The organism is Mycobacterium palustre (assembly GCF_002101785.1).
Classification (GTDB): Bacteria; Actinomycetota; Actinomycetes; order Mycobacteriales; family Mycobacteriaceae; genus Mycobacterium; species Mycobacterium palustre.
Genome location: NZ_LQPJ01000055.1, coordinates 1 through 21,542, shown reverse-complemented (window position 1 = coordinate 21,542; position 21,542 = coordinate 1). Strand labels below are relative to the sequence as shown.

The following is a 21,542-nucleotide window of genomic DNA, read 5'->3' as shown; positions in this document are numbered from 1 at the left end:
TGCCCCGGCCCCCTCCCCCGGCCCGTCCGGCCCGGCCACGCCCACCGCGCCGGCCGGCGCGATCCCGTTGCCGCCCGACCACAACGGCTACGTCTTCATCGAGACCAAGTCCGGCATGACCCGCTGCCAGATCAACAAGGAAACCGTCGGGTGCGAGGCGCCGTTCACCAACTCGCCGCTGCAGGACGGTGAGCACGCCAACGGCGTCAGCATCAGCGCCAGCGGCAACGTGCAGTGGGTGCTGGGCAACCTCGGGGCGATCCCGACCGTCACCCTCGACTACAAGACCTACGCGGCGCAGGGCTGGACCATCAACGCCACCGCCGACGGGACGCGCTTCACCAACGACCGCACCCACCACGGCATGTTCGTCAGCATCGAGAAGGTCAACACGTTCTGAGCTGCCACAGGTCGCGTCAGTACCATCGGTGCCGTGGCACCCAACGGCCCACCGGACGACTTCCACAATCAGCAGACGCAGTATCGCGACTACGGCGGACCCCCGGCCCGTCCCGGAGGGACCCCGCCGAACGCGCCGCCGCCTGCCGGACCCCCGACCGAGGAGGCGTGGCCGGCCGAATCCCGCGACCCGTTCGACGAGGAAACCGAGCCCACTCCCTGGTACCGCAGGCCCGCCGGGATCATCGCCGGGGTCCTGGCGGTTTTGGTCCTGATCGCGCTGATCGTCTACGGCCTGATGGAGCTGATCGGCGGCGACCAAGGCACCGGCCACACCCCCAGCACCAGCACCACCGCGCCGAGCACCACGAGCACGACCAGCACGACGGTGCCGCCCACCACCACGACCACCGCCGAGCCGTCGACGACGACCGAAGCGCCCACCAGCAGCGCGGCCGAGCCGCCGGCCCAGCAACCCACCCACCAGCCGACGCGGCAGCCGACCCAACAGCCGCCCACGCACCGCCACCACCTGCCGCAGCTGCCCTCGGTGATCACCATCCCCGAGGTGCCGACCGTGATCACGCTGCCGCCCGGCCGGTGACCCCGCCCGCGCTCCTAGACTCGCTGGAGTCCATGACCGTCGTGATGCCGACCGCCGGGCCATCGCCAGTGAGCCAACGAACACGGGAGCGTGCGATATGAGCGAGTCGCTCGGGTTGTCGATCGGGGCGGCCAACCTGGTTGCGGTCCGCGCGGGTGGCGCCCCGGTGATCCGCAGCTCGGTGTTGACGCTGTTCGAGCACCGGCCCACCGAAATCGGCCTGCCGGAGGAAAACCCGAACCTGACCGAGCAGGGGCTGGTGCTGCGCGGGTTCGTCGAGCGGGTCGGTGACCGGTCCCCCCTGGTGGCGGCCGACGGCACGAAGTACCTGGGCGAGGTCCTGACCGTCGAGGCGATCGAGGCGATGGCCCGCACGGTCGGCTACGGGACGCCGGTCACCGTCGCCGTCCCCGCCTATTGGTCCGAGGCCCAGACCAACGCGCTGCGCGACGAGTTCTTCGCCCAGCCCGAGCTCAACCGCGACGGCGTGTCCCCCGTGCTGGTCTCCGACGCCACGGCAGCCCTGGCGGCGCTGCGCGGCACCCCGGGATTCCCGACGGGCGGCGTCGTCGCCCTGTGCGACTTCGGCGCCGGCGGCACCAGCATCACGCTGGCGAACGCCTCGGCGAACTTTCAGCAGCTCGGCCCGACGGTGCGGTCAACCGAATTCTCCGGCGACACAATCGATCAGCTCATCTTCGAATACGTGCAGTCCGGCGCCTCCGACGCCACCAGCCTCGACCTGGGCAGCACCGCGCGAATCGGCTCCCGGTCTCGGCTGCTCGGCGAATGCCGGCGCGCCAAGGAACAGCTGTCGACGGCCGCGGTGGCGACGGTCGGGGCCGGCGGGCCGCAGCTGTCACGCTCCGACTTCGATCAGCTCATCGCCGACCCACTGGACCGGTTCCTCATCCGGTTAGAAGAAACGTTGCAACGCAACGGGATTACGCCCGGCAACCTGGCGGCCGTCGCGGCCGTCGGCGGGGGCGCGAGCATCCCGCTGCTCGGCCCGCGCCTGTCCGGGCGCCTGCGGGTCCCGATCCACACCGCCCCCCAGCCCGCGGCCAGCGCGGCCGTCGGCGCCGCGGCCCTCGGCCAGCGGCAGGGTGAGGCGGGTGTCGCGACCGCCGCGAGCCCCATGGTCGAGACGCCCACCGAAATGGTCCAGACCGCCCGGGTGGCGCCTGGCGCCGCACCCCTGGCGTGGTCGCAGGACGCCGACGAGGCGGCCGAGCCGGTGCCCTACACCGGCCGCGACGCCACCGGCGAATACACCCGCGAGGCAACGGGTTTCGACGACCGCGACCGCGATGCCGCCGCGGGTGCGGCGCTGCCGTGGTACAAGCGCACGGCGCTGGTGCTCACCGTGGTCGGGGCGCTGGTGGCGGTGCTGGTGGCCGTGGTGTTGGCGCTGACCCTGGGCCGCACCAAGACCAGTCCGGTCAACACCACCCCGCCCAACGAGCCGGCGCCGCCGCAGACCTCGCAGACGGTGACCATCACCGGACCCAACGACAGCACCACCGTGACGGTGCTCCCGCCGCCACCCCCGCCGTCCACGCAGCCGCCCCCGGCAACCACGACAACCAACCCGCCGCCTGCGACCACCACGACGACGGCGGCACCGACCACCACGACCCAGCCGACCACCACCGCCGCGCCGACGACCACCGCGGCGCCCCCGACCACCTCGGCCCCGCCGACCAGCCGGTCACGGCGATTGCCGCTGCCGCCGATCGTGCCGCAACCCGTGGGCCCCGGCGGCTAGCGCGGCGGCACGTTGGACATGTCGTAGCCGCGCGCGACGAAATCGGCGACCAGCGCCTCGGCGCTGCGCACCGCCGCGCGGCAGGCCCGGGTGGTGAACGGGTCGTTGAGGGGGTGCTCGGCGCGGCGGCGCCAACGCTGGGCCGCGGCGAATGCCGCGCGCGGACCTTCCTGCCCGTAGGGCTCGTCGGGGTTCAGGCCCAGCCGGGCCGCCGGATCGGTGCCCGACCCGCCGATGATGCGGCGCAGCGAGGCGATCTCGTCCTCGTTCAAAGTGGTTGGGCGGCAATGGAGTTGGCTGAGCAGCCTAAGCTCTTCGAAGGCGTGGGTGTCGGCGAGCAGCGGGTCGATGTCGGCGACGATGTAGGGCGTCGCCACGATCGGGAACGCCTCGACGAACCTGCGCAACGACACCAGCGCGGTGTGGGCCTTGAGCAGGTCGGCGCGCTGCGCGAACTGCTGGTCGATGACCCGGCGCAGCGCCACCAGCCCGCTGCGCTCCAGCAGTTCGTCGGCCAGTCCCGCGGCGTCGGTGACCCCCGCGGCCAGCACGGCGAGCGAAATGCGAAGGCCGAACATGCCGAACCGCTCCAGCAGCTGCGCGCGGGTCGCCGCGTCGACGGGCAACGCGCTGTCGGCGCGCACGAAGCGATCCACGCTCAGCATGGCCTTGGTGAGCGCGCCGTGGTCGGCGCCGGCGAGCTTCTGCAGCGCGACGAACTCGCTTTGGCGCAGCGTTCGCGCGGTCAGCGCCAGCAGCCCGGACACCGGCACCACCGCCTGGCAGATGCCGGTCTGATTCAGCTCGCGGGTGAACCGGGTGGCCACGTCAGCGGCCGAGAGCATCGCGTCGATGCGGCCCGCGCCGATCTCGTCGGCCCGCGACGCCACCCCGATGATGCCGAGCGCCCCGGCCGCGCCGCCGACGAGGTGGCCGATCTGTTTGAGCAGCGCGATGTCGGGGGCGTTGAGGGTGCGCAACAGGAACACCACCGCGTCCACCCGCGGCACCCCGTCGGGCGGCAGCAGCAACCGCAGCGTGCGCTCGGAGATGTCGCGCGTCAGCGACGACGTTCCGGGGGTGTCGATGATGGTGGTGTTGACGAGTTCTTCGGCGGGCCACTCGACGTCGAGGTCGGCCACGTCGGCGGGGTCGAGCGCGCGGAAGTCGAAGGTGAGGCCGCCTTGCGGTCCGACACGGCGGTTGATCGGGACGTTGGAATGCCTTCCGCCCCAATGGTTCGCGGTGACCTTGGGCGTCGGGCCGTGCCGGAACCACGTCACGAGCCGCGTCGCCTCGGTGGCGTCCGTCGGGGCGATGTCTTCGCCCACCAACGCGTTGAGCAGCGTGGACTTTCCGGCCTTGAGGGTGCCGGCCAGCGCGACGCGGATCGGTTCGTTGAGCCGCGCGCCGATGCGGTCCAGTTCGTAGAAGACGTCGGGGCGGTTTCGGTACGCCGGTTCGCCCCGGTAGGCCTGGATGGTTCCGCCGAGGATCGCGCGGACCTGGTCGCTGGTGCTCACGACCGGCCTATGGTCACCGGGGGTGTCAGTTTGTCCACGTTGTCGATGACCTGGTCCAAAATGTTCAACTGCCGCTCCAGTTCACGCACCCTATTTTGGCGCTCCGTTTCCTCGACATGGGCGGCGGTCAGAGTGGCCTGCAGGGATTCGTTGAGCGAGCGGGTGAGTTCGGTGGCGATGTCGCGATAGTGGTCGCGCAGGCGGCGTTGGATCGTCTTGAGCCGGTCCCGCTGTTCCTTGCCGACGACGAACGACACGTCGTCGACGAAGCGCCGCACGTTGGTCTTGGCCTCGGCGCGCGCCCGCAACAGCCGATTTTCCCGGTCCTCTTTGTAGGCCATCCGACCCAATAACAGGCCGGCCCCCACCGACAGCGGGTTGAACAGGCCAAGCCCGGCCACCGATGACAACATCCCGATCATCACGACGCCGCCGTAGGAGCCGCGCAGCCCGGTCACCACCTTCTGCGCCCTACCCGCCGGCTTGGAGTCCAGCTCGGCCACCGTGCTGAGCCGGCCGAACTCAGCGCCCATCAGGCGGCCGGTCAGTTCGGGAGACATCACCGAGTGCAGTCCGGCGTCGGCGAAGGAGCGGGCCACGTCGTCGGCCAGGGCCTCGGCCCGCTGGTAGGCCCACACGAAGTTGTCGCCGACCGCGGTGGCGACCGCTTCCTCGACGTCCGAGCCGATCTCGGCCCAATGGCGGGTCGGATCGCAGGTGTCGATCTGGCGCTCGATGTCCTCGGTGAGCGCGCGGAAGCGGGCCCGCAAATCATGGTCGACGTCGGCGTACAGGTCGGTGAACCCGTCGTTGAGCACCTGTTGCCACATCGCGGACTGGTCGAGCGCGTCCTGCGCTTCGCGCTTGCGTCGCTCGAGATCCTCCGACAGGCGGTCCCGGAAGTCCGGGTCGTCGATGACGGCCAGCTCCGAGCCCACGGCCATGGCCAATTGCTCTGCCGCCGAACGGATTTCGGAGAGAACCTGGTCGCGGACCCGGTCGTTCTGACGGGACAGCACCTGCTCGCTGAGGAACTTGACGATCGACGGGAAGTTGGACTCGTCGTTGAGTTCTTTGTCGTTGAGCGTGACGGCATGGCTGCGCAGCAGCGACGAGACCGGCAGGATCGGGATCGGCACGCCGGCGCGCTGTAGGTGCGCGGTGTTGGCGGTGACGATGTCGCGCCAGTGCGGGTACAGGTCGGTCTTGGTGGCCACCAGCACCGCGACGGGGCAAATTCGATACGCCTGGCGGATGAACCGCATCTCCGGCTCGGTGAGTTCCTGGCTGGTGTCGCTGACCATCAACAGGGCGTCGGCGTCCGGCAACAGCCCGAGCGTCGCCGACAGGTGCGGCTGCCCGTGCCCGCCCACGCCCGGGGTGTCGATGAACGCCAGCCCGCCCTGCAGCAGCGGGCTGGGTGCGCTGATCTCGACGCGCAGCACCTCGCGGTTGCCGGCTTGGGGGGCCTGGCGCAGGTCGGTGCTGACGTCATCGACGGGGATGTCGACCGCCGCCGGTTCGCCGTTGGGTCCCGCCGCCACGATCAGCCGCGCCGACGGCGGGTCGCCGTAGCTGACGACGGTGATCACCACGGTGGCCTCGTCGTCGCCGACGCGCGCCACCGGCAAGTTCAGCAGCGAGTTGAGCAGTTGGCTCTTGCCCTGCTTGAGCTGCCCGGCGATCACCACACGGATCTGCGGGTCGAGGATGCGCTCGCGGCACCGGGTCAGCCGCTCGGCCAGGTCGCCGCGGTCGTTGAGTTGCGCGATGGCGACGGTGTGATCGATCAACTCGACGATGACGTTGATCCGCCGCGGGTCGTCGGGTTGGGTCACCCTGCTGCCCCACTTTCTCGCTGAGATGCGCCGAGATCACGGTATTCGCGAAGCGGCGGGGACCCTAAAAGGCCCCCGCCGTCTCGGCGCTCGACCGGAATCGTCAGCCGTGCGGCCCAATATGCGCGGGCGCCGGGTGCGGCGCCGGCGCCGGGGCGTGCACGGGCGCGGGTGCGTGCGGGGTGCCCTCGAACACCGACGGGCTGTGCGGCGGCGGCGCCGGTGAGTGCTCAACCGGAGCCGGTGAGTGCGGGATCGGGGCCGGTGAGTGCGGGATCGGGGCCGGCGCGTGGTGAACCGGAGCGGGCGCGTGGTCGACCGGGGCCGGCGCGTGCCCGGGCTGCTGGATTACCGGCGTGCCGGTGCCGCCGTGGCTGACGGGACCGCCGCCGGGACTCTGGATGACCGGCCCGGGGTTGGACGGCGGTGCCGTGTGACCGCCGACCGTGCCGCCGGTGCCAGCGCCCGGGATGACCGGGCCGTGCCCGCCGGGAGTCGCCGGGGCGTGCTGGGCGGGGACGCCGCCGGCGTTGGCCGGCGCCCCGGCGCCCAGCTCGGCGCCCTCCTGACCGAGGATCTGGCCGTGGGCCCCGCCCCCGGGTCCGCCGGTCGGGGCCGGAGCGCCCGTGCCGCCGGTCGGGGTCGGAGCGCCGAACCCGCCCGCCGCGGTGCCACTGCCGCCCACGTGGCCGTCAAGACCCGCGCCGGCTGCCGGGGCCGGGGCGCCAAAGGCACCCGCCGTGGTGCCACCGCCGGCAGCGTGGCCGCCCAAGCCGGCCCCGCCGGCGACGGACGGAGCCGCGGTCTGTGGTGTCACGTGCCCGCCACCCAGGGCGGCGCTGTCACCGCTGAGAATCGCGCTGCTGCGGTCGCCGCCGATGCCCAAGCCGGCAGCGCCCGCCGCGTTGGCCCCGGCCTGACCGCCGACGCCGACGCCCGCCAGCGGGCTGGCGACGTGGGGAGTGGCGGCACCGTTCAACGCAGCACCCTCACTGGCGATGAGTCCCGCTTGACCGCTCGTCCCGGACGCGAGCGCCGCGTTCCCGCCGCCGGCGGGGAGGCCACTTGCGTTGGCCGCGCTGGCCAGCCCCGCGCCGGCCGCAAGACCGGCCTGACCGCCCGCGCCGCCGCCGGCAGCGAGGCCACCGCCTCCGGCGAGGCCAGCACCAGCGCCCAACCCAGCCTGACCACCCAGCCCCGCAGCGCCACCCAGACCAGCGCCGCCACCAAGCCCAGCCGCACCACCAAGCCCAGCCTGACCGCCCAGCGCGGCCTGACCACCGAGTCCAGCCGCACCACCGAGCCCGGCTGCACCACTTAGCGCCGCCTGACCACCAAGACCGGCGCCGCCGGCCAGTCCGGCTTGACCGGCCAAACCGACCCGGCCACCAAGTCCGGCCCCGGCTCCTAGACCCACGCCGCCGCCGAGACCGGCGCCGCCAGCCAATCCGGCTTGACCGGCCAGACCGACCCGGCCACCGAGACCGGCTCCGCCCGCGAGGTCCGCGCTACCGCCGAGACCGGCGGTGGCGCCCAATCCGACACCGCCGCCAAGGCCGGCTTCACCACCAACGCCAGCCCCGCCGGCCAACCCCACGTTGCCCCCGAATCCAGCGCGAGTCCCCAGGCCGACGCCGCCGCCGAAGCCAGCGCCGCCACCCAGTCCGGCAACGCCACCGAGACCAAGTCCGGTCCTCGCGCCGAAACCAGCGCCCAGCCCGGCATTGAGGCCCGCCTGGCCACCCAATCCAAAGCCGGTTCCCGCGCCCAGACCCCCGCCGAGCCCAAGACCCAAGCCGGCACCGACCTGAGCGCCCAGACCCGCCTGACCACCGAAACCGAAGCCGGTCGCGGCGCCCAATCCGGCCCCGAGCCCAAAGTTCAGGCCGGCATTGATCTCGGCGCCCAACGCAGCGCCACCGCCGACACCAACTCCAAGGCCGAGGCCGGCGCTGATCTCGGCACCGAGACCGACTCCACCGCCGATGCCGCCGCCAAGCAACGGTCCCGGGCCGAACGGACCCCAGCCGGGCCCGATTCCGGGGCCGAAGCCCCCGAATCCAGGGCCACAGCCGGGACCGAAACCGCCGCCCCAGCCCGGACCCCAGCCGGGCCGAAAATCACCCCAGCCGGGCCGGAAGCACCCCAGCCAGGGCCGAAGCCGCCACCGAACTCACCGGTGCCCGGGCCGAACGCACCCCAGCCGGGCTGCCAGCCGAGCCCGCCATCCTGTCCGACGAAACCCCCGTCGGCCGCGTTCCACAGCCCGGCGTCGACCGCATCGACCAATCCTGCGCCCAAACCGCCGACGATGGCGCCGCCGTCGCTCAGGACGGCGTCGGTGCCGTACACGACGGGGGCGACGGCGTCGCCCACCAGCGCGGCCCCGTCGTCGGCGACCGCAGAAATCAAGCTGGGCGCGTACCCGCCGTAGGGCTCGTATCCGCCGCCGTAGGGCTCGTACCCGCCGTAAGCGGGGGCGTAGCCGTACTGGTCGGTCAAAACCTGCTGCAAGGCGCCGACCGGGTCGCCGCCGAGGTCGACTCCGGGCAGCGCGTTCGCCGCCGCGAGCGCGAACTCTTCGGGCGCCGCATTGATCCCGGCGACGCTCATCGCCTGCTCGGGACCGTTCAGGAACGCTTGCGCCGCTTCGGGGCTGGCAAACAGCGACAGGATGTATCCGATCAGCGCGTCCATGATGGGTTCCCTCCGGATCTTGAAGCCTCTCGCCGGGTGGACCGGCGTTTCCATATACAGGCTATGGATTTGGCGGCCGCCCGGAATCGGGGTGCGAGCCCCCAGAAGCTGAGCCGCCCTCTGGGGTGGAGGGGGTGGCTCCATTAGGGGGTTAGGGGATTTTAGGGATCGGCATTTGCGCAGGTCAGCGCCATGCTGACGCCCAACGCGCCTTGCCTTTGGGGAATCACTCAGCCGAGCAGACCGAAGTCATGGTGGTCGGGCTGGACGGCGTGCGGGTGGTCGACCGAGTGGTCCCAGGCACTCGGATCGTGCGCCGCGAACGCGCCGTGCTCGACGACGCCGTCGGGCGTTTCCATGCCGGTGAGCTGGACCGATGGTTCGTGCGGGTCGGGCCACACCGGCTGCGGATGAGGCGGCGCATCGGCGGGCGCGGGGCTCGGCGGCGGGCTGATCACGCCGCCCAGCGGACCGTGCGACTGCACGACGGATGGGGTGCCGTGGGGGGTGAACGCGTCGAGCGCCGCGGCGGCCGCGCCGCTTGCCCATACGTTGCCGTGATCGGCCGCGGCCGCTCCGAGGCCGGCGCCCGTGGGGCCCGCCATGGACAACGAGTCCGACACCATTGGAATCAAGTTGTTAACGTCGGCGCTGGTCACGCCGGTAAGGTGGGCGTCCGCGATCGCCTGCGCCGGGTCGGCGGCGTAGCGCGCGGCGGCGTCGGGATCGCGCACGACGGAGATGACGAAGTCGAGCAATGAGTTCGCCACCGCTCACCTCCTCAATGCGCTCCGCCGGACATCCCGATGCTATCGGCGGAACCCGCCGCTGGGATCGGTGCGCAACCCACCTCCCCTGCGGCACTATTAGGGGGTCCCCTATTAGGGGACTTGGGGTCGCGTGCCGGGCCCGATCCGCCGAATCGGGAAGGGGATCCACGATATGGGAGGCGCCCCGACCGACGTCCCGCCGAGCGCGCGCGACGCGATCCAGGCCCTGGCCGACGCCCCGACGACACCGGTAAAGCTAATGATCAGCGGCGGCATCGGCACCGGCAAGAGCGCCGTTCTCGCCGCGGCCCGCGCGGCGCTCAGGAGTGCGGGGCTGACGGTGTGGGCGCGCCCTCCCCGCGAAGGGGACCCGCCCGACGCGCCCTTCGTGATCGACGACGCCGAGGCGCTGACCGACGCCGAACTGCTCGCCCTCACCGCGCGCGCCACCGACCCCGGTGCGACGGTCGTAGTTGCGGGCGAGCCGCAGGAGCGGCTGCGCGACCTGACCGTGGCCATCGAGCGGGACGGGCGTCGCATCGCGCTCGGCCCGTTGCCGGTCGACGAGCACCTTGCGGGCTGCACGGCCGGGCTGCCGTTTTTGCTGCGCGCCGTGGCCGACGCGACGCACCCGCCGGCGCAGGCGGCCCGGCTCGCGTTGATCCAGCGATTGCGCCGCCTCGACGAGCCAACTTTGGACACGCTTCTCGTCTTGAGCCTGACCCAAGGCCTGGGCGCCGCGGATGTGGCTGCGGCGCTTGGCGTTTCGGCGCTGGAGGCGCGTCGACTGGTGGATCGGGCGCGCGCGACCGGGCTCGTCGAGCCGTCGCACAGTGCGGAGTTCGTGCAGTCGGTGCACGCGGTGGTCGCGAACATCGTCGGCAACGCGCGCCACCGCGAGGTGGAAAGAGCGGTCGTGCGCTCGCAGCTCGAGATGTCGACGCTGTCAACGGATTTCGCGCTCGAGCTCGCCGAACACGGTTTGCGCGAGGACGGGCTGGCGGCCATCCTCGCCCAGCGGGCCGCGGCGGTCCGCGGCGATGCGGTGCGGGCCGCGCGGCTCTACCAGGCGGCGGTCGACGCCGGCGCCGAAGCGCTGCGGTCGCACGTCGCCGACGCGCTGGCCCTCGCCGGGGATTGCGCGGCCGCGGCCGCCTTGGCCGACGACCTGCTCGGCTCGGCGGACCCCGCCGAGCGGGCTTCGGCGGTGCGGATCGCCGCCAGCGTCGCGGCCCATGACGGCAACGCGAACCAGGCCGCCGAACTGTTCGGCTGGCTGGGACCCCATCCGGCTACCGTCGTCGGCGCGGCGGCAGCGATCGCGCATATCGCCACCGGTGACGTGGCGGCGGCGCGAAATGCCTTGCGGGTCAAGGACACCGGCCCGCCCACCATGGCCGCCCGCGCCGCGCGCAGCCTTGCCGAGGGGCTGCTGCTCACGTTGGACCAGCCGTACCCGGCGGCGATGGCCACGCTCGGCCAGGCGCCGGCCGCCGAGCGATCCCTGGGCGTGGTCCTTCCCGACAGTCCCGCGGCGCTGGTTACCCTGGCGGCGATCCACGGCGGCGACCCCGTCCGCGCGCGCAGCGTGATCGCGCGGGCCGTGCGCGGCGGCGGCGACCCGCTGTTCGAGCACCGCCACACCTTGTTGTCCGGCTGGATCAAGATGCAGGACGGCCAGCTGACTTCGGCAGCCGCGGACGCCGCGGCAGTCGGCTCCGCCGGGTTGCATCCCCGGGACGCCTTGTGGGCCGCGGCGTTGCAGACCGCGATCGCCCGCCGCGCCGGCGACGCGGGCGCCCTGCACAAACACTGGCATGCGGCCATGGAAGTGCTGGCGGAGTACTCCCTCGATCTCTTCGCGCTGCTGCCGCTGGGAGAGTTGTGGGTGGCGGCCGCCCGAGTGCGCCAGGTCGACCGGCTGCGCCACAGCCTGGATCGGGCGCTGGGGCTGCTGGACGCGCTGGGCAACCCGCCGTTGTGGGCCGTCCCCCTGCATTGGGCCGGCGTGCACGCCGGAATCCTCGCCAATTCACCCGAAGCCGTCGCACCCCACGGACAAGCCCTCGGCGCGGCGGCCGCCGAGAGCGCCCTTGCCCGGGCGCTCTCCGGCGCCGGGCGCACGTGGCTCAGGGTGCTGGCCGACCAGGTCGACGCCGACGAGGTCAGCGCGGCGGCCCGCTCGTTGGCGAGCGTCGGCCTGACCTCTGACGCGACCCGGCTGGCCGGGCAGGCCGCGCTGCAAGCGCCCGACGGCCGGGTGTCCGGGGCGATGCTGCAGCTCGGCCGCGACCTCAAGCTCGGCGCCGGTCCGGCCGAGGCGCCCGTCGCACCAGAGGCCGAGGCCCCCTCGGCGGCGCACCACCCGCCGGCGGGCTCGCCGCTGTCGGATCGCGAACGCGAAGTCGCCGAGCTGCTGCTGCTGGGCATGCCCTACCGCGACATCGGCGGCCAGCTGTTCATTTCGGCGAAGACGGTCGAGCATCACGTCGCCCGCATCCGTCGCCGGCTGGGCGCCGGCTCGCGTTCGGAGATGTTGTCGATGCTGCGTGCCATGCTGGGTCCGGAGGGTTAGGGCAGCCTATCTCGCACCGAAACGCTTAAAGATGTAACTATGAGCGGGGCCTAAGCAGGCAAAAAAGCGTTCCGCGAGTAACTACGCATTGGGGAGACTTCTGTGACCACGCAGATGCTCATCAGGTTGATAGTGGGCATGGGCATGACGCTGATCGTGCTCGCCTTCGCCGCACGGCGTGTCCTGTGGCTGTTCAAGCTGGTGACCTCCGGAAAGCCGGCCCCCGGGCACACCAACGACGTCGGCAGACGGGTCTGGACGGAGATCGCCGAGGTCTTCGGGCAGCGGCGGCTGTTGAAGTGGTCGATTCCCGGCCTGGCGCACTTTTTCACCATGTGGGGCTTTTTCATCCTGCTCACGGTGTACATCGAGGCCTATGGGCTGCTGTTCCAGGACCACTTCCACATCCCGATCATCGGCCGGTGGGACGTGCTGGGTTTCCTGCAGGACTTCTTCGCGACGGCCGTCTTCCTCGGCATCACCACCTTCGCCATCATCCGTCTGACGCGCAGCCCGCGGGAGATCGGCCGCTCGTCGCGGTTCTACGGCTCGCACACCGGCGGTGCCTGGCTGATCCTGTTCATGATCTTCAACGTCATCTGGACCTACGTGCTGGTCCGTGGGTCCGCGGTCAACAACGGCACGCTGCCCTACGGCAAGGGCGCGTTCCTCTCCCAGCTCTTCGGCGTGATTTTGCGCCCGCTCGGCCAGCCGGCCAACGAATACATCGAAACCGTTGCCCTGCTGTTGCACATCGGGGTGATGCTGACGTTCTTGATCATCGTGCTGCACTCCAAGCACCTGCACATCTTCTCCGCGCCCATCAACGTCATCTTCAAGCGGCTGCCCGACGGGCTTGGCCCGCTGCTGCCGCTCGAGGCCGACGGAAAGCCGATCGACTTCGAAAACCCGCCCGACGACGCCGAATTCGGTCGCGGCAAGATCGAGGACTTCAGCTGGAAGGCCATGCTCGACTTTGCCACCTGTACCGAGTGCGGCCGCTGCCAGTCGCAATGTCCGGCGTGGAACACCGGAAAACCGTTGTCGCCCAAGCTCGTCATCATGGACCTGCGCGACCACTGGATGGCCAAGGCGCCCTACATCCTGGGCGACAAGGAGAGTCCCGCCGAGAGCACGCCGGAGGGCGGCCTCGGCGAGAAACTGGCCGGTGAGAAGCACGCCGAGGAACACCACGTGCCCGAGTCCGGCTTCGGCCGCGTGATGGGGTCCGGCCCCGAGCAGGCGACCCGCCCGCTGGTGGGCACCGCCGAGCAGGGCGGCGTCATCGACCCCGACGTGCTGTGGTCGTGTGTGACCTGCGGCGCATGCGTCGAGCAGTGCCCGGTGGACATCGAGCACGTCGACCACATCGTCGACATGCGCCGCTACCAGGTCATGATGGAATCGGAGTTCCCCTCCGAGCTGTCGGTGCTGTTCAAAAACCTTGAGACCAAAGCCAATCCGTGGGGCCAAAATGCCTCCGACCGCACCAGCTGGATCGACGAGGTCGACTTCGACGTCCCGGTCTACGGCCAGGACGTCGACAGCTTCGACGGGTTCGAGTACCTGTTCTGGGTGGGCTGCGCCGGCGCCTACGACGACAAGGCGAAGAAGACCACGAAGGCCGTCGCCGAGCTGCTCGCCATCGCGGGCGTGAAGTACCTCGTGCTGGGGACCGGCGAGACCTGCAACGGCGACTCGGCGCGCCGCTCGGGCAACGAGTTCTTGTTCCAGCAACTGGCCCAGCAGGCCGTCGAGACGCTGGACGGGGTGTTCGAGGGCGTGGAGACCGTCGACCGAAAGATCGTCGTCACCTGCCCGCACTGCTTCAACACCCTGGGCCGCGAATACCGGCAGCTGGGCTCCAACTACACGGTGCTGCACCACACCCAGCTGCTCAACCGGTTGATCCGCGACAACAAGCTGGTGCCGGTGAAGCCGGTTTCGCAGGAGATCACCTACCACGACCCGTGCTACCTGGGCCGGCACAACAAGGTGTACGAGGCGCCGCGCGAGCTGATCGGCGCCGCGGGAGCCACCCTCACCGAGATGCCGCGGCACGCCGAGCGCAGCTTCTGCTGCGGCGCGGGCGGCGCCCGGATGTGGATGGAAGAGCACATCGGCAAGCGGATCAACCACGAGCGCGTCGACGAGGCGCTGGCCACCAACGCCGCCACCATCGCCACCGGCTGCCCGTTCTGCCGGGTGATGGTCACCGACGGCGTCAACGACCGGCAGGAGGAGGCCGGCCGCAGCGGCGTGGAGGTCCTCGACGTGGCCCAGGTGTTGCTCGGGTCGCTCGAGTACGACAAGGCGACGCTGCCCGAAAAGGGCACCGCCGCAAAGGAAGCCGAGAAACGCGCCGCCAAGGCGCCCAAGGCGGCCGCGGCGCCGGCGCAGGCACCCCCGGCACCGGCCAAGGCCGAGGAGCCCGCGCCCGCCAAGGAGGCCGAGCCGCAGAAGGCCGCCAAGGCGGCCGCACCCGCCAAGGGGCTGGGCATCGCCGGCGGGGCCAAGCGGCCCGGCGCGAAGAAGGCCGGGGCGGCCGCACCCGCCGCGAAAGCCACCGAGGCACCCGCCGAGTCGGCCGCGCCCGCGGCGCCCGCCAAGGGGCTGGGCATCGCCGCCGGGGCGAAACGACCGGGCGCCAAGAAGTCGGCAGCGCCGGCCGCTGCGGACAAGACCGAAGCCAAAGCTCCCGCCGCACCCGCCAAGGGGCTGGGCATCGCCGCCGGGGCCAAGCGGCCCGGCGCGAAGAAGGCCGCGGCCCCGGCGTCCGGGGAGAAAGCTTCGGAGAAAGCCAAGGCCACCGAGGCCCCGGCCGAGCAGCAGCCGGAAGCCAAGGCCGAGCCCGCGCAAAAAGCCGAGCCATCCACTGAATCCGACGGCGACGCAGCAAAGCCCGCACCGCCCGTCAAGGGGCTGGGCATCGCGCGCGGAGCCCGGCCACCGGGCAAGCGCTGACCGCGAATTTGGGGCCGTCAGCAAATTTCATTCGACAACGATGGCACCATAGGTGACGTGACTACTCACCAGTTGCCCGTGCACACCGGTCATCCACTCGGCCATCACCGGCAGCGGGCCTTCGCGCAGTCGTCCAAGCTGCAGGACGTTCTGTACGAGATCCGCGGCCCGGTGCACCAGCACGCGGCGCGCCTGGAGGCCGAGGGCCACCGCATCCTCAAGCTCAACATCGGCAACCCGGCGCCGTTCGGCTTCGAGGCGCCCGACGTGATCATGCGCGACATGATTCAGGCCCTGCCCTACGCGCAGGGCTACTCCGACTCCCAGGGCATTTTGCCCGCGCGGCGCGCGGTGGTCACCCGCTACGAACTCGTCGACGGTTTCCCGCGCTTCGACGTCGACGACGTGTATTTGGGCAACGGCGTCTCCGAGCTCATCACGATGACGCTGCAGGCGCTGCTCGACAACGGCGACCAGGTGTTGATTCCGTCGCCGGACTACCCGCTGTGGACGGCGTCGACGTCGCTGGCCGGCGGCACCCCGGTGCACTACCTGTGCGACGAGACCCAGAACTGGCAGCCCGACATCGCCGACCTGGAGTCCAAGATCACCGAGCGCACCAAGGCGTTGGTGGTGATCAACCCGAACAACCCCACCGGCGCGGTGTACAGCCGCGAAACCCTTACGCAGATGGTCGATCTGGCGCGCAAGCATCAGCTGCTGCTGCTGGCCGACGAAATCTACGACAAGATCCTCTACGACGACGCCAAGCACATCAACGTGGCCTCGCTGGCACCCGACATGTTGTGCCTGACGTTCAACGGCCTGTCGAAGGCCTACCGCGTGGCGGGCTACCGGGCCGGCTGGCTCGCGATCACCGGGCCCAAGGACCACGCCGGCAGCTTCATCGAGGGCATCAGCCTGCTGGCCAACATGCGGCTGTGCCCGAATGTGCCTGCGCAGCATGCGATTCAGGTCGCGCTTGGCGGCCACCAAAGCATCGAGGACCTGGTGCTTCCCGGCGGGCGGCTGCTCGAACAGCGCGACGTCGCGTGGACCAAGCTCAACGAGATCCCCGGGGTGTCTTGCGTCAAGCCGGAGGGCGCGCTCTACGTGTTTCCGCGGCTGGACCCCGAGGTCTACGAGGTCGAAGACGACGAGCAGCTGGTCCTCGACCTGCTGCTCCAGGAAAAGATCCTGGTGACGCAGGGCACTGGATTCAATTGGCCCGCGCCGGATCACCTGCGCATCGTGACCCTGCCGTGGTCCCGTGACCTGGCCGCGGCGATCGAGCGGCTGGGCAACTTCCTGGCTAGCTATCGGCCGTAGCCGAGTTCGCGGCCACCGCCCTCTACCCTCGACCGGGTGACCCACTCGCACTCGCACAACCTGTCGTCCGGCCCGTCGCCGCTGGGTCCGCTGCCGGCCAAGCTCGTTGTCGGGCTGCTTTTGACGATGGGGCTGGCCGTGGTGGCCGGCGCGGTGCTGCTGTGGCCGAGCCGCCAGCACGTCGACATCCCGATGCCGTTCCAGAACGCTCCCGGCGGCGTCGCGAGCATCCAAAAGGGGCACGTGCTGTCCAGCGCGCTCGGCGACTGCGGCAGCCCGTCGGCCGGTCAGGTGCTCACCACCGCGCCGCAGCCGGCGGTACCGGGAGCCGGCCGGTGCGTGGAGACCGTCGTCGCAATCGACTCCGGGCCGAACGCGGGGGCCGAGACGCTCCTGGAGTCGTCCCCGGGCCCGGGCCAGCCCCACTTCGCGGCCGGTGACCGCATCCGCGTCGTGCGTCAGGTCGACGACCAGGGCGCGACCAGCTACGCGTTCTACGATTTCGAACGCGGCTGGGCGCTGGTCGCGCTCGCGGTCGCCTTCGCGGTGGTGGTCGTCGCGGTGGCACGCTGGCGCGGGCTACTCGCACTCGTCGGGATCGTGGTCGCCTTCTTGGTGCTGGTGACGTTCCTGCTGCCGGCGCTGCGTGACGGCGCACCGGCGCTGCCGGTGGCGCTGGTGGCGTCGGCAGCCATCCTCTACGCCGTTATCTACCTCGCCCACGGAGTCAGCTTGCGGACCAGCGCCGCCCTGCTGGGCACCCTGTCGTCGCTGTTGCTGGCCGCCGGATTATCTTGGGCCGCAGTCGAACTGGCCCACCTCACCGGCTTGTCCGATGACCAGAACTCGCAGGTGTCGGCGTATCTGGGCGACGTGTCGATCAGCGGGCTGCTGCTGGCCGGGTTCATCATCGGCTCGCTGGGTGTGCTCAACGACGTCACCGTGACCCAGGCGTCGACGGTGTTCGAGCTCGCCCACCTCGGCGGCGACACCTCCCGGCGGGCCATCTTCTTGGGCGCGCTGCGGGTGGGCCGCGACCACATCGCCAGCACGGTGTACACGCTCCTGCTGGCCTACGCCGGAACCTCGCTGCCCCTGCTGCTGCTCTTCAGCGTCGCCAACCGCTCGCTGGGCGACGTGCTGATCAGCGAGAGCGTCGCGATCGAGATCGCCCGTTCCTCGGTGGGCGGCATCGCGCTGGCCCTCTCGGTTCCGCTGACGACCGCGATCGCCGCGGTGCTGGCCAAGCCGGCCGAAATCAGCGCCGCTCCAACAACTCCAGCAAGTAGCCGCCATACCCCGACTTGACCAGGGTGCGCGCGCGGGTGGCTAGCTCGTCGTCGGTGATCCAGCCCTGGCGCCACGCGATTTCCTCGGGCACGCTGACCTTCAATCCCTGCCGACGTTCCAGCGTGCGGACGTAGTCGCTGGCGTCGAGCAACGAGTCGAACGTGCCCGTGTCCAGCCAGGCCGTCCCGCGGGCCATCACCTCGACCGACAGGCGGCCGCGGTTGAGGTAGATCTGGTTCACCTCGGTGATCTCGTACTCGCCGCGCGCGGACTTCTTTAGGTTCTTGGCGATTTCGATCACGTCGTTGTCGTAGAAGTACAGCCCCGGGACCGCGTACTGGGACTTCGGTGTGGCCGGTTTCTCCTCGAGCGAGAGCGCCATGCCGTCCTCGCTGAACTCGACGACACCGTAGGCCGACGGGTTGGCCACCCAGTACGCGAAAATGGCTCCGCCGTCGATGGTTTGGAATCGGCTCAGGCTGGTGCCCAGGCCTGGGCCGTAGAAGATGTTGTCCCCCAACACCAAAGCGGCCGAGTCGTTACCCAGGTGGTCGGCGCCGAGCACGAAAGCCTGCGCCAGGCCCTCGGGTTCCTGCTGCTGCACATAGGTCAGGTTGATGCCGAATTGCGAGCCGTCGCGAAGGAGGCGCTGAAACCCGGCCGCGTCGTGGGGAGTGGTGATCACCAGGATGTCGCGGATCCCGGCCATCATCAGGGTGGACAGCGGGTAGTAGACCATCGGCTTGTCGTAGACCGGCAGCAGCTGCTTGCTGATGCCGATGGTGATGGGATGCAGGCGGGTGCCCGACCCGCCCGCCAGGATGATTCCACGCATCGAATCCCTCTCCTAGTTGACGAGGTCGGCCTCGGTGAGCTCGGTCGCGGCGAGCGCCGACGCCAGATCGCCGTGCCGGAACACCGACGTGACATGGTCGTGGACCACCCGGAACGCCGACGCGGCGTTCGTGACGGCCCCGTCTGGCGTGGTGACCTTCTCTTCGACGACGACGACGCCGTCGTGCACATACATCCGGCCCAGCTCGGCAGTGCCCTCGAGGGCGGCGGCCCACCGGCGCAGCGCCTCGTGGCCCTGCGCGGCCCCGTGGGAGTCGCCGATCTCGATGTCGTCGCTGGACAACGCCACCAGGGTCTCCTGGTCGGCGGCGTTGAGCGCGTCGTGCCACGCCAGGACGGTGGCGATCTCCGATGTGGTCATGGTCAGCAAGGTACCGTGTCGCGGCCGGCTTAAAAGGGGGTACGGTCCAGCCACTTCTGCCAGACGGCTTCGTCGCCGAACATCGCGATGCCGGTGTCGGCCAGCGGGACGCGGCGCGTGGCCGCCAGCAGGAGTTCGGTGGCGCCGCCGCGCAGCGCGACGCTGCCCTTGCCGTGCTCGTGTGACCAGGCGAGGCGGCCGTCGTCCGCGGCGATGCTCCATTCCCCCGCTTCGCCGAGCCCGGGATCGGTGGCGTGCAGGTGCATGGTGTGGCCGTCCTCGAGCGGCAGCGGCGCGCCGTCGCGTCCGGCCTGAATCGCCACTCGCTCAAGCCATTCGGTGACCCCGTCGGCCGCTATCGCGGGGTCCAGCGTGAACTCGCCGCCGATCGCCAGGGCGGCGTCGGCGCGGTGCACCGCCGTTTCGTGCAGGCGGCGCCGGATCCACCAGTTGGCCGGGCGCGGCCCGAGGAAGGTCCACACCGGCGTCTCCACGCCCGTCAGCTCGACGGCGTCGACCAGCCGCCGCGCGCCGCCCTGCAGCCAGGAGATCGCGTCGGCGGGATCCGGGGGCGGCTTGCCGCCCTCGACGTCGCGGGGGTCGAGGTACTCCTCGAGCCGGTCCCGCACGATCTGTGCCGCCCACCGATCGCCGCGCCCGACGTGGCGCAGCAGCTGGGTGAACGTCCAGCCCGGGCAGGTCGGGACCGGAGTGGATTGATCGGCGTCTCGGAAAAGCTCCGCAAAAGCGCTGTTCTCGGAGAGGAATGCGCTGGCGTAGTCCACGCGGTCAGGTTACCCGGCGGGTTTTATCCACAGTCGGAGGTTTATCCACAACCGCGGCTTGGGCCGGGGCGCGCGGAGGGACCGCCCACTACCATCGAACATATGTGCGAGTCCCGCTCACCTGCTTCCCGGGCGCTGGCGCGCGCCGACGACGCCGCGGTGGTGGCCGAGATCGCCGACGCCGCCCGTGCCGAAGCCGCCGCCGCGGCGCGCCGGCTCGCGGCGATCGCCGAGTTCGTGGCCCGTCGCGCCGCCGGCTCCGCCGAACGCGCGCGCTGGTCGTGCGACAACTGGGACGCAATGGCCGCCGAAGTCGCCGCGGCGCAGGGCATCAGCCACGCGATGGCCTCCGGTCAGATGTATCTGGCGGTTGCGCTGCGCGACCGGTTACCCAGGGTTGGGGCGCTGTTTGCCGAGGGGGCTATCAGCGCCCGGCTGGCGAGCGCGCTGGTGTGGCACACCGAGCTCATCAAAGACCCCGACACGCTGCGGCTGGTCGACGAGACGCTGGCCGGCGCCGCGGCGCGACTCGGTTCCCTGTCGGTGAACAAGACCGCCCAGGCCATCGACGCCGTGGTCCATCGCCACGACCCCGCGGCCGTGCGCCGCGCCCGGGTCGGCGGGCGAAGCCGCGACGTCGTCATCGAAGCGGACGACGATCAGTCGGGCACCGCCAGACTTTGGGGCTCGCTGTTCGCCACCGACGGGGCCATTTTGGACCGCAAATTGACGCAGATGGCCAACGACGTTTGTGACGACGATCCGCGCACCATCGCCCAACGCCGCGCCGACGCGCTCGGCGCTCTTGGCGCCGGCGCCGACCGCCTTGCCTGTGGTTGCGGGAACGCAGACTGCCCGACCGGCGCCGAGGCCGACGCGCGAGCCAGCGGCGTGGTCATACATGTCGTCGCCCACGAGGACACGCTGGACGCCGAACCCGATCCGCACACCTCCGGTGAGCGCGCCCCGCGGCCCATCACCCCGGAGATGACCCTGGCCGAGGCGCTCGCGCCCGACGCGGAGCCCGACCTGCCCGCCGAAGCCAAACCCGCGGCCCACCTCACCGGCGGCGGCACGATACCGGCCCCCATGATCGCCGAGCTGATCCGCAACGGGGCAACGGTCCGCTGGCTGCGACATCCCGGCGACTCCCCGCCCGAGCCCGGCTATCGCCCCTCGGCCGACCTCGAGCGGTTCATCCGCTGCCGCGATATGACCTGTCGTTTCCCGGGCTGTGACCGGCCCGCCGAGTTCGCCGACATCGACCACACCATCCCCTACCCCTTCGGGCCGACGCACGCGTCGAACCTGAAATGCCTCTGCCGAAAACACCACTTGCTCAAGACCTTCTGGCCGGAATGGCGCGACGAGCAGTACCCCGACGGCACCGTCGTGTGGACCTCACCCAGCGGACGCAAGTACGTGACCCGGCCGGGGAGCCGGCTCCTTTTCCCGAGCTTGTGCTTGCCCACCGGCGAATTGAGCGTTGCCACAACGGCACAACCGCCGTCGCCGCAGCGGGGCCTGATGATGCCGGCCCGTCGCCGGACCCGCGAACAAGACCGCGCGCGCCGCATCGACGCCGAACGGGCCCTCAACGCCGACCGCGTCGCCGAAAGCAAGCCTTCGGCCACGTGTCCGGTGCCGCCACACGGACCACCGCCGTTTTAAGGTCGCGGCGCTCCCAGCCGGTACACCCGCCAGCCCGCCTCCCGCCAGCGGGCGTCGTCGAGGCAGTTGCGGCCGTCGACCACGACTCGCGCCCGCACCCGGCCGGCCAGGTC

General features: G+C 71.0%; 19 protein-coding genes. 9 read left to right on the top strand and 10 right to left on the bottom strand.

The genetic code is table 11. The annotated features are described in order from the left end of the window. The 3 genes from AWC19_RS04310 to AWC19_RS04300 form a co-directional block, all read left to right on the top strand. Positions 1–400, top strand: a 400-nt coding sequence (locus AWC19_RS04310; RefSeq protein ID WP_085076857.1) for a hypothetical protein, incomplete at its 5' end; no start/stop codon positions are given. A 33-nt stretch (positions 401–433) separates the two neighbouring features. Next, a complete protein-coding gene (locus tag AWC19_RS04305; RefSeq protein WP_085076856.1) occupies positions 434–1,003 on the top strand; it encodes a hypothetical protein in 570 nt (189 codons plus the stop codon). Positions 1,004–1,100: 97 nt separating this feature from the next. Further along, positions 1,101–2,771, top strand: coding sequence for an Hsp70 family protein (locus AWC19_RS04300; RefSeq protein WP_085076855.1), 1,671 nt, complete (start codon positions 1,101–1,103; stop codon positions 2,769–2,771). Here AWC19_RS04300 and AWC19_RS04295 read toward each other — a convergent pair. The 3 genes from AWC19_RS04295 to AWC19_RS31100 all read right to left on the bottom strand — a co-directional run bounded on the left by AWC19_RS04295 (position 2,768) and on the right by AWC19_RS31100 (position 7,111). Beyond that, positions 2,768–4,294 (bottom strand): dynamin-like GTPase family protein, encoded by a 1,527-nt coding sequence (locus tag AWC19_RS04295; protein ID WP_085076854.1) that lies wholly within the window; start codon positions 4,292–4,294, stop codon positions 2,768–2,770. The genes AWC19_RS04300 and AWC19_RS04295 overlap by 4 nt on opposite strands. Next, positions 4,291–6,132, bottom strand: coding sequence for a dynamin-like GTPase family protein (locus tag AWC19_RS04290; protein WP_085076853.1), 1,842 nt, complete (start codon positions 6,130–6,132; stop codon positions 4,291–4,293). Before AWC19_RS04290 ends, AWC19_RS04295 begins: the two co-directional genes overlap by 4 nt. Before the next feature lie 103 nt (positions 6,133–6,235). Then, on the bottom strand, positions 6,236–7,111 hold the full coding sequence (locus AWC19_RS31100; protein ID WP_142280975.1) for a hypothetical protein: 876 nt from the start codon (positions 7,109–7,111) through the stop codon (positions 6,236–6,238). Between the two features lie 30 nt (positions 7,112–7,141). Between AWC19_RS31100 and AWC19_RS04275 the strand changes: the two genes are divergently transcribed. Continuing rightward, the gene (locus AWC19_RS04275) at positions 7,142–7,453 is read left to right on the top strand and encodes a hypothetical protein (protein ID WP_085076850.1); all 312 of its coding nucleotides are present in this window, start codon (positions 7,142–7,144) and stop codon (positions 7,451–7,453) included. Positions 7,454–7,539: 86 nt separating this feature from the next. Here AWC19_RS04275 and AWC19_RS29560 read toward each other — a convergent pair whose 3' ends face one another. From AWC19_RS29560 to AWC19_RS04260, 3 genes are all read right to left on the bottom strand, one after another. Next, on the bottom strand, positions 7,540–7,935 hold the full coding sequence (locus AWC19_RS29560; protein ID WP_158090828.1) for a hypothetical protein: 396 nt from the start codon (positions 7,933–7,935) through the stop codon (positions 7,540–7,542). A gap of 78 nt (positions 7,936–8,013) precedes the next feature. Continuing rightward, a complete protein-coding gene (locus AWC19_RS04265; RefSeq protein ID WP_142280974.1) occupies positions 8,014–8,829 on the bottom strand; it encodes a hypothetical protein in 816 nt (271 codons plus the stop codon). A gap of 230 nt (positions 8,830–9,059) precedes the next feature. After that, entirely contained in the window at positions 9,060–9,599 is a 540-nt protein-coding gene (locus tag AWC19_RS04260) for an Rv0340 family IniB-related protein (RefSeq protein ID WP_085076847.1), read from the bottom strand. A gap of 172 nt (positions 9,600–9,771) precedes the next feature. Here AWC19_RS04260 and iniR point away from each other — a divergent pair, with 172 nt between their 5' ends. From iniR to AWC19_RS04240, 4 genes are all read left to right on the top strand, one after another. Continuing rightward, positions 9,772–12,174 (top strand): isoniazid response ATPase/transcriptional regulator IniR, encoded by a 2,403-nt coding sequence (gene iniR / locus AWC19_RS04255; protein ID WP_085076846.1) that lies wholly within the window; start codon positions 9,772–9,774, stop codon positions 12,172–12,174. A 102-nt stretch (positions 12,175–12,276) separates the two neighbouring features. Beyond that, positions 12,277–15,138, top strand: coding sequence for a (Fe-S)-binding protein (locus AWC19_RS04250; protein ID WP_211284843.1), 2,862 nt, complete (start codon positions 12,277–12,279; stop codon positions 15,136–15,138). Between the two features lie 24 nt (positions 15,139–15,162). After that, the gene (locus AWC19_RS04245; protein WP_211284844.1) at positions 15,163–16,467 is read left to right on the top strand and encodes a pyridoxal phosphate-dependent aminotransferase; all 1,305 of its coding nucleotides are present in this window, start codon (positions 15,163–15,165) and stop codon (positions 16,465–16,467) included. A gap of 36 nt (positions 16,468–16,503) precedes the next feature. Continuing rightward, a complete protein-coding gene (locus AWC19_RS04240; protein ID WP_085076844.1) occupies positions 16,504–17,775 on the top strand; it encodes a YibE/F family protein in 1,272 nt (423 codons plus the stop codon). Here AWC19_RS04240 and rfbA read toward each other — a convergent pair. The 3 genes from rfbA to AWC19_RS04225 are packed head-to-tail and all read right to left on the bottom strand — an operon-like array spanning position 17,726 to position 19,758. Continuing rightward, positions 17,726–18,592 (bottom strand): glucose-1-phosphate thymidylyltransferase RfbA, encoded by an 867-nt coding sequence (gene rfbA / locus AWC19_RS04235; protein WP_085076843.1) that lies wholly within the window; start codon positions 18,590–18,592, stop codon positions 17,726–17,728. The two genes, AWC19_RS04240 and rfbA, sit on opposite strands and share 50 nt — an antisense overlap. Before the next feature lie 12 nt (positions 18,593–18,604). Beyond that, entirely contained in the window at positions 18,605–18,973 is a 369-nt protein-coding gene (locus AWC19_RS04230) for a nuclear transport factor 2 family protein (RefSeq protein ID WP_085076842.1), read from the bottom strand. A gap of 29 nt (positions 18,974–19,002) precedes the next feature. Further along, positions 19,003–19,758, bottom strand: a complete 756-nt coding sequence (locus tag AWC19_RS04225; protein ID WP_085076841.1) for a maleylpyruvate isomerase family mycothiol-dependent enzyme — start codon at positions 19,756–19,758, stop codon at positions 19,003–19,005. A 102-nt stretch (positions 19,759–19,860) separates the two neighbouring features. Between AWC19_RS04225 and AWC19_RS04220 the strand changes: the two genes are divergently transcribed. After that, complete coding sequence (locus AWC19_RS04220; RefSeq protein ID WP_085076840.1) at positions 19,861–21,429, top strand: HNH endonuclease signature motif containing protein; 1,569 nt, start codon at positions 19,861–19,863, stop codon at positions 21,427–21,429. Here the strand turns inward: AWC19_RS04220 and AWC19_RS30345 are convergent. Next, on the bottom strand, positions 21,426–21,542 hold a 117-nt coding region (locus AWC19_RS30345), incomplete at its 5' end, for a hypothetical protein (protein WP_245848624.1). The two genes, AWC19_RS04220 and AWC19_RS30345, sit on opposite strands and share 4 nt — an antisense overlap.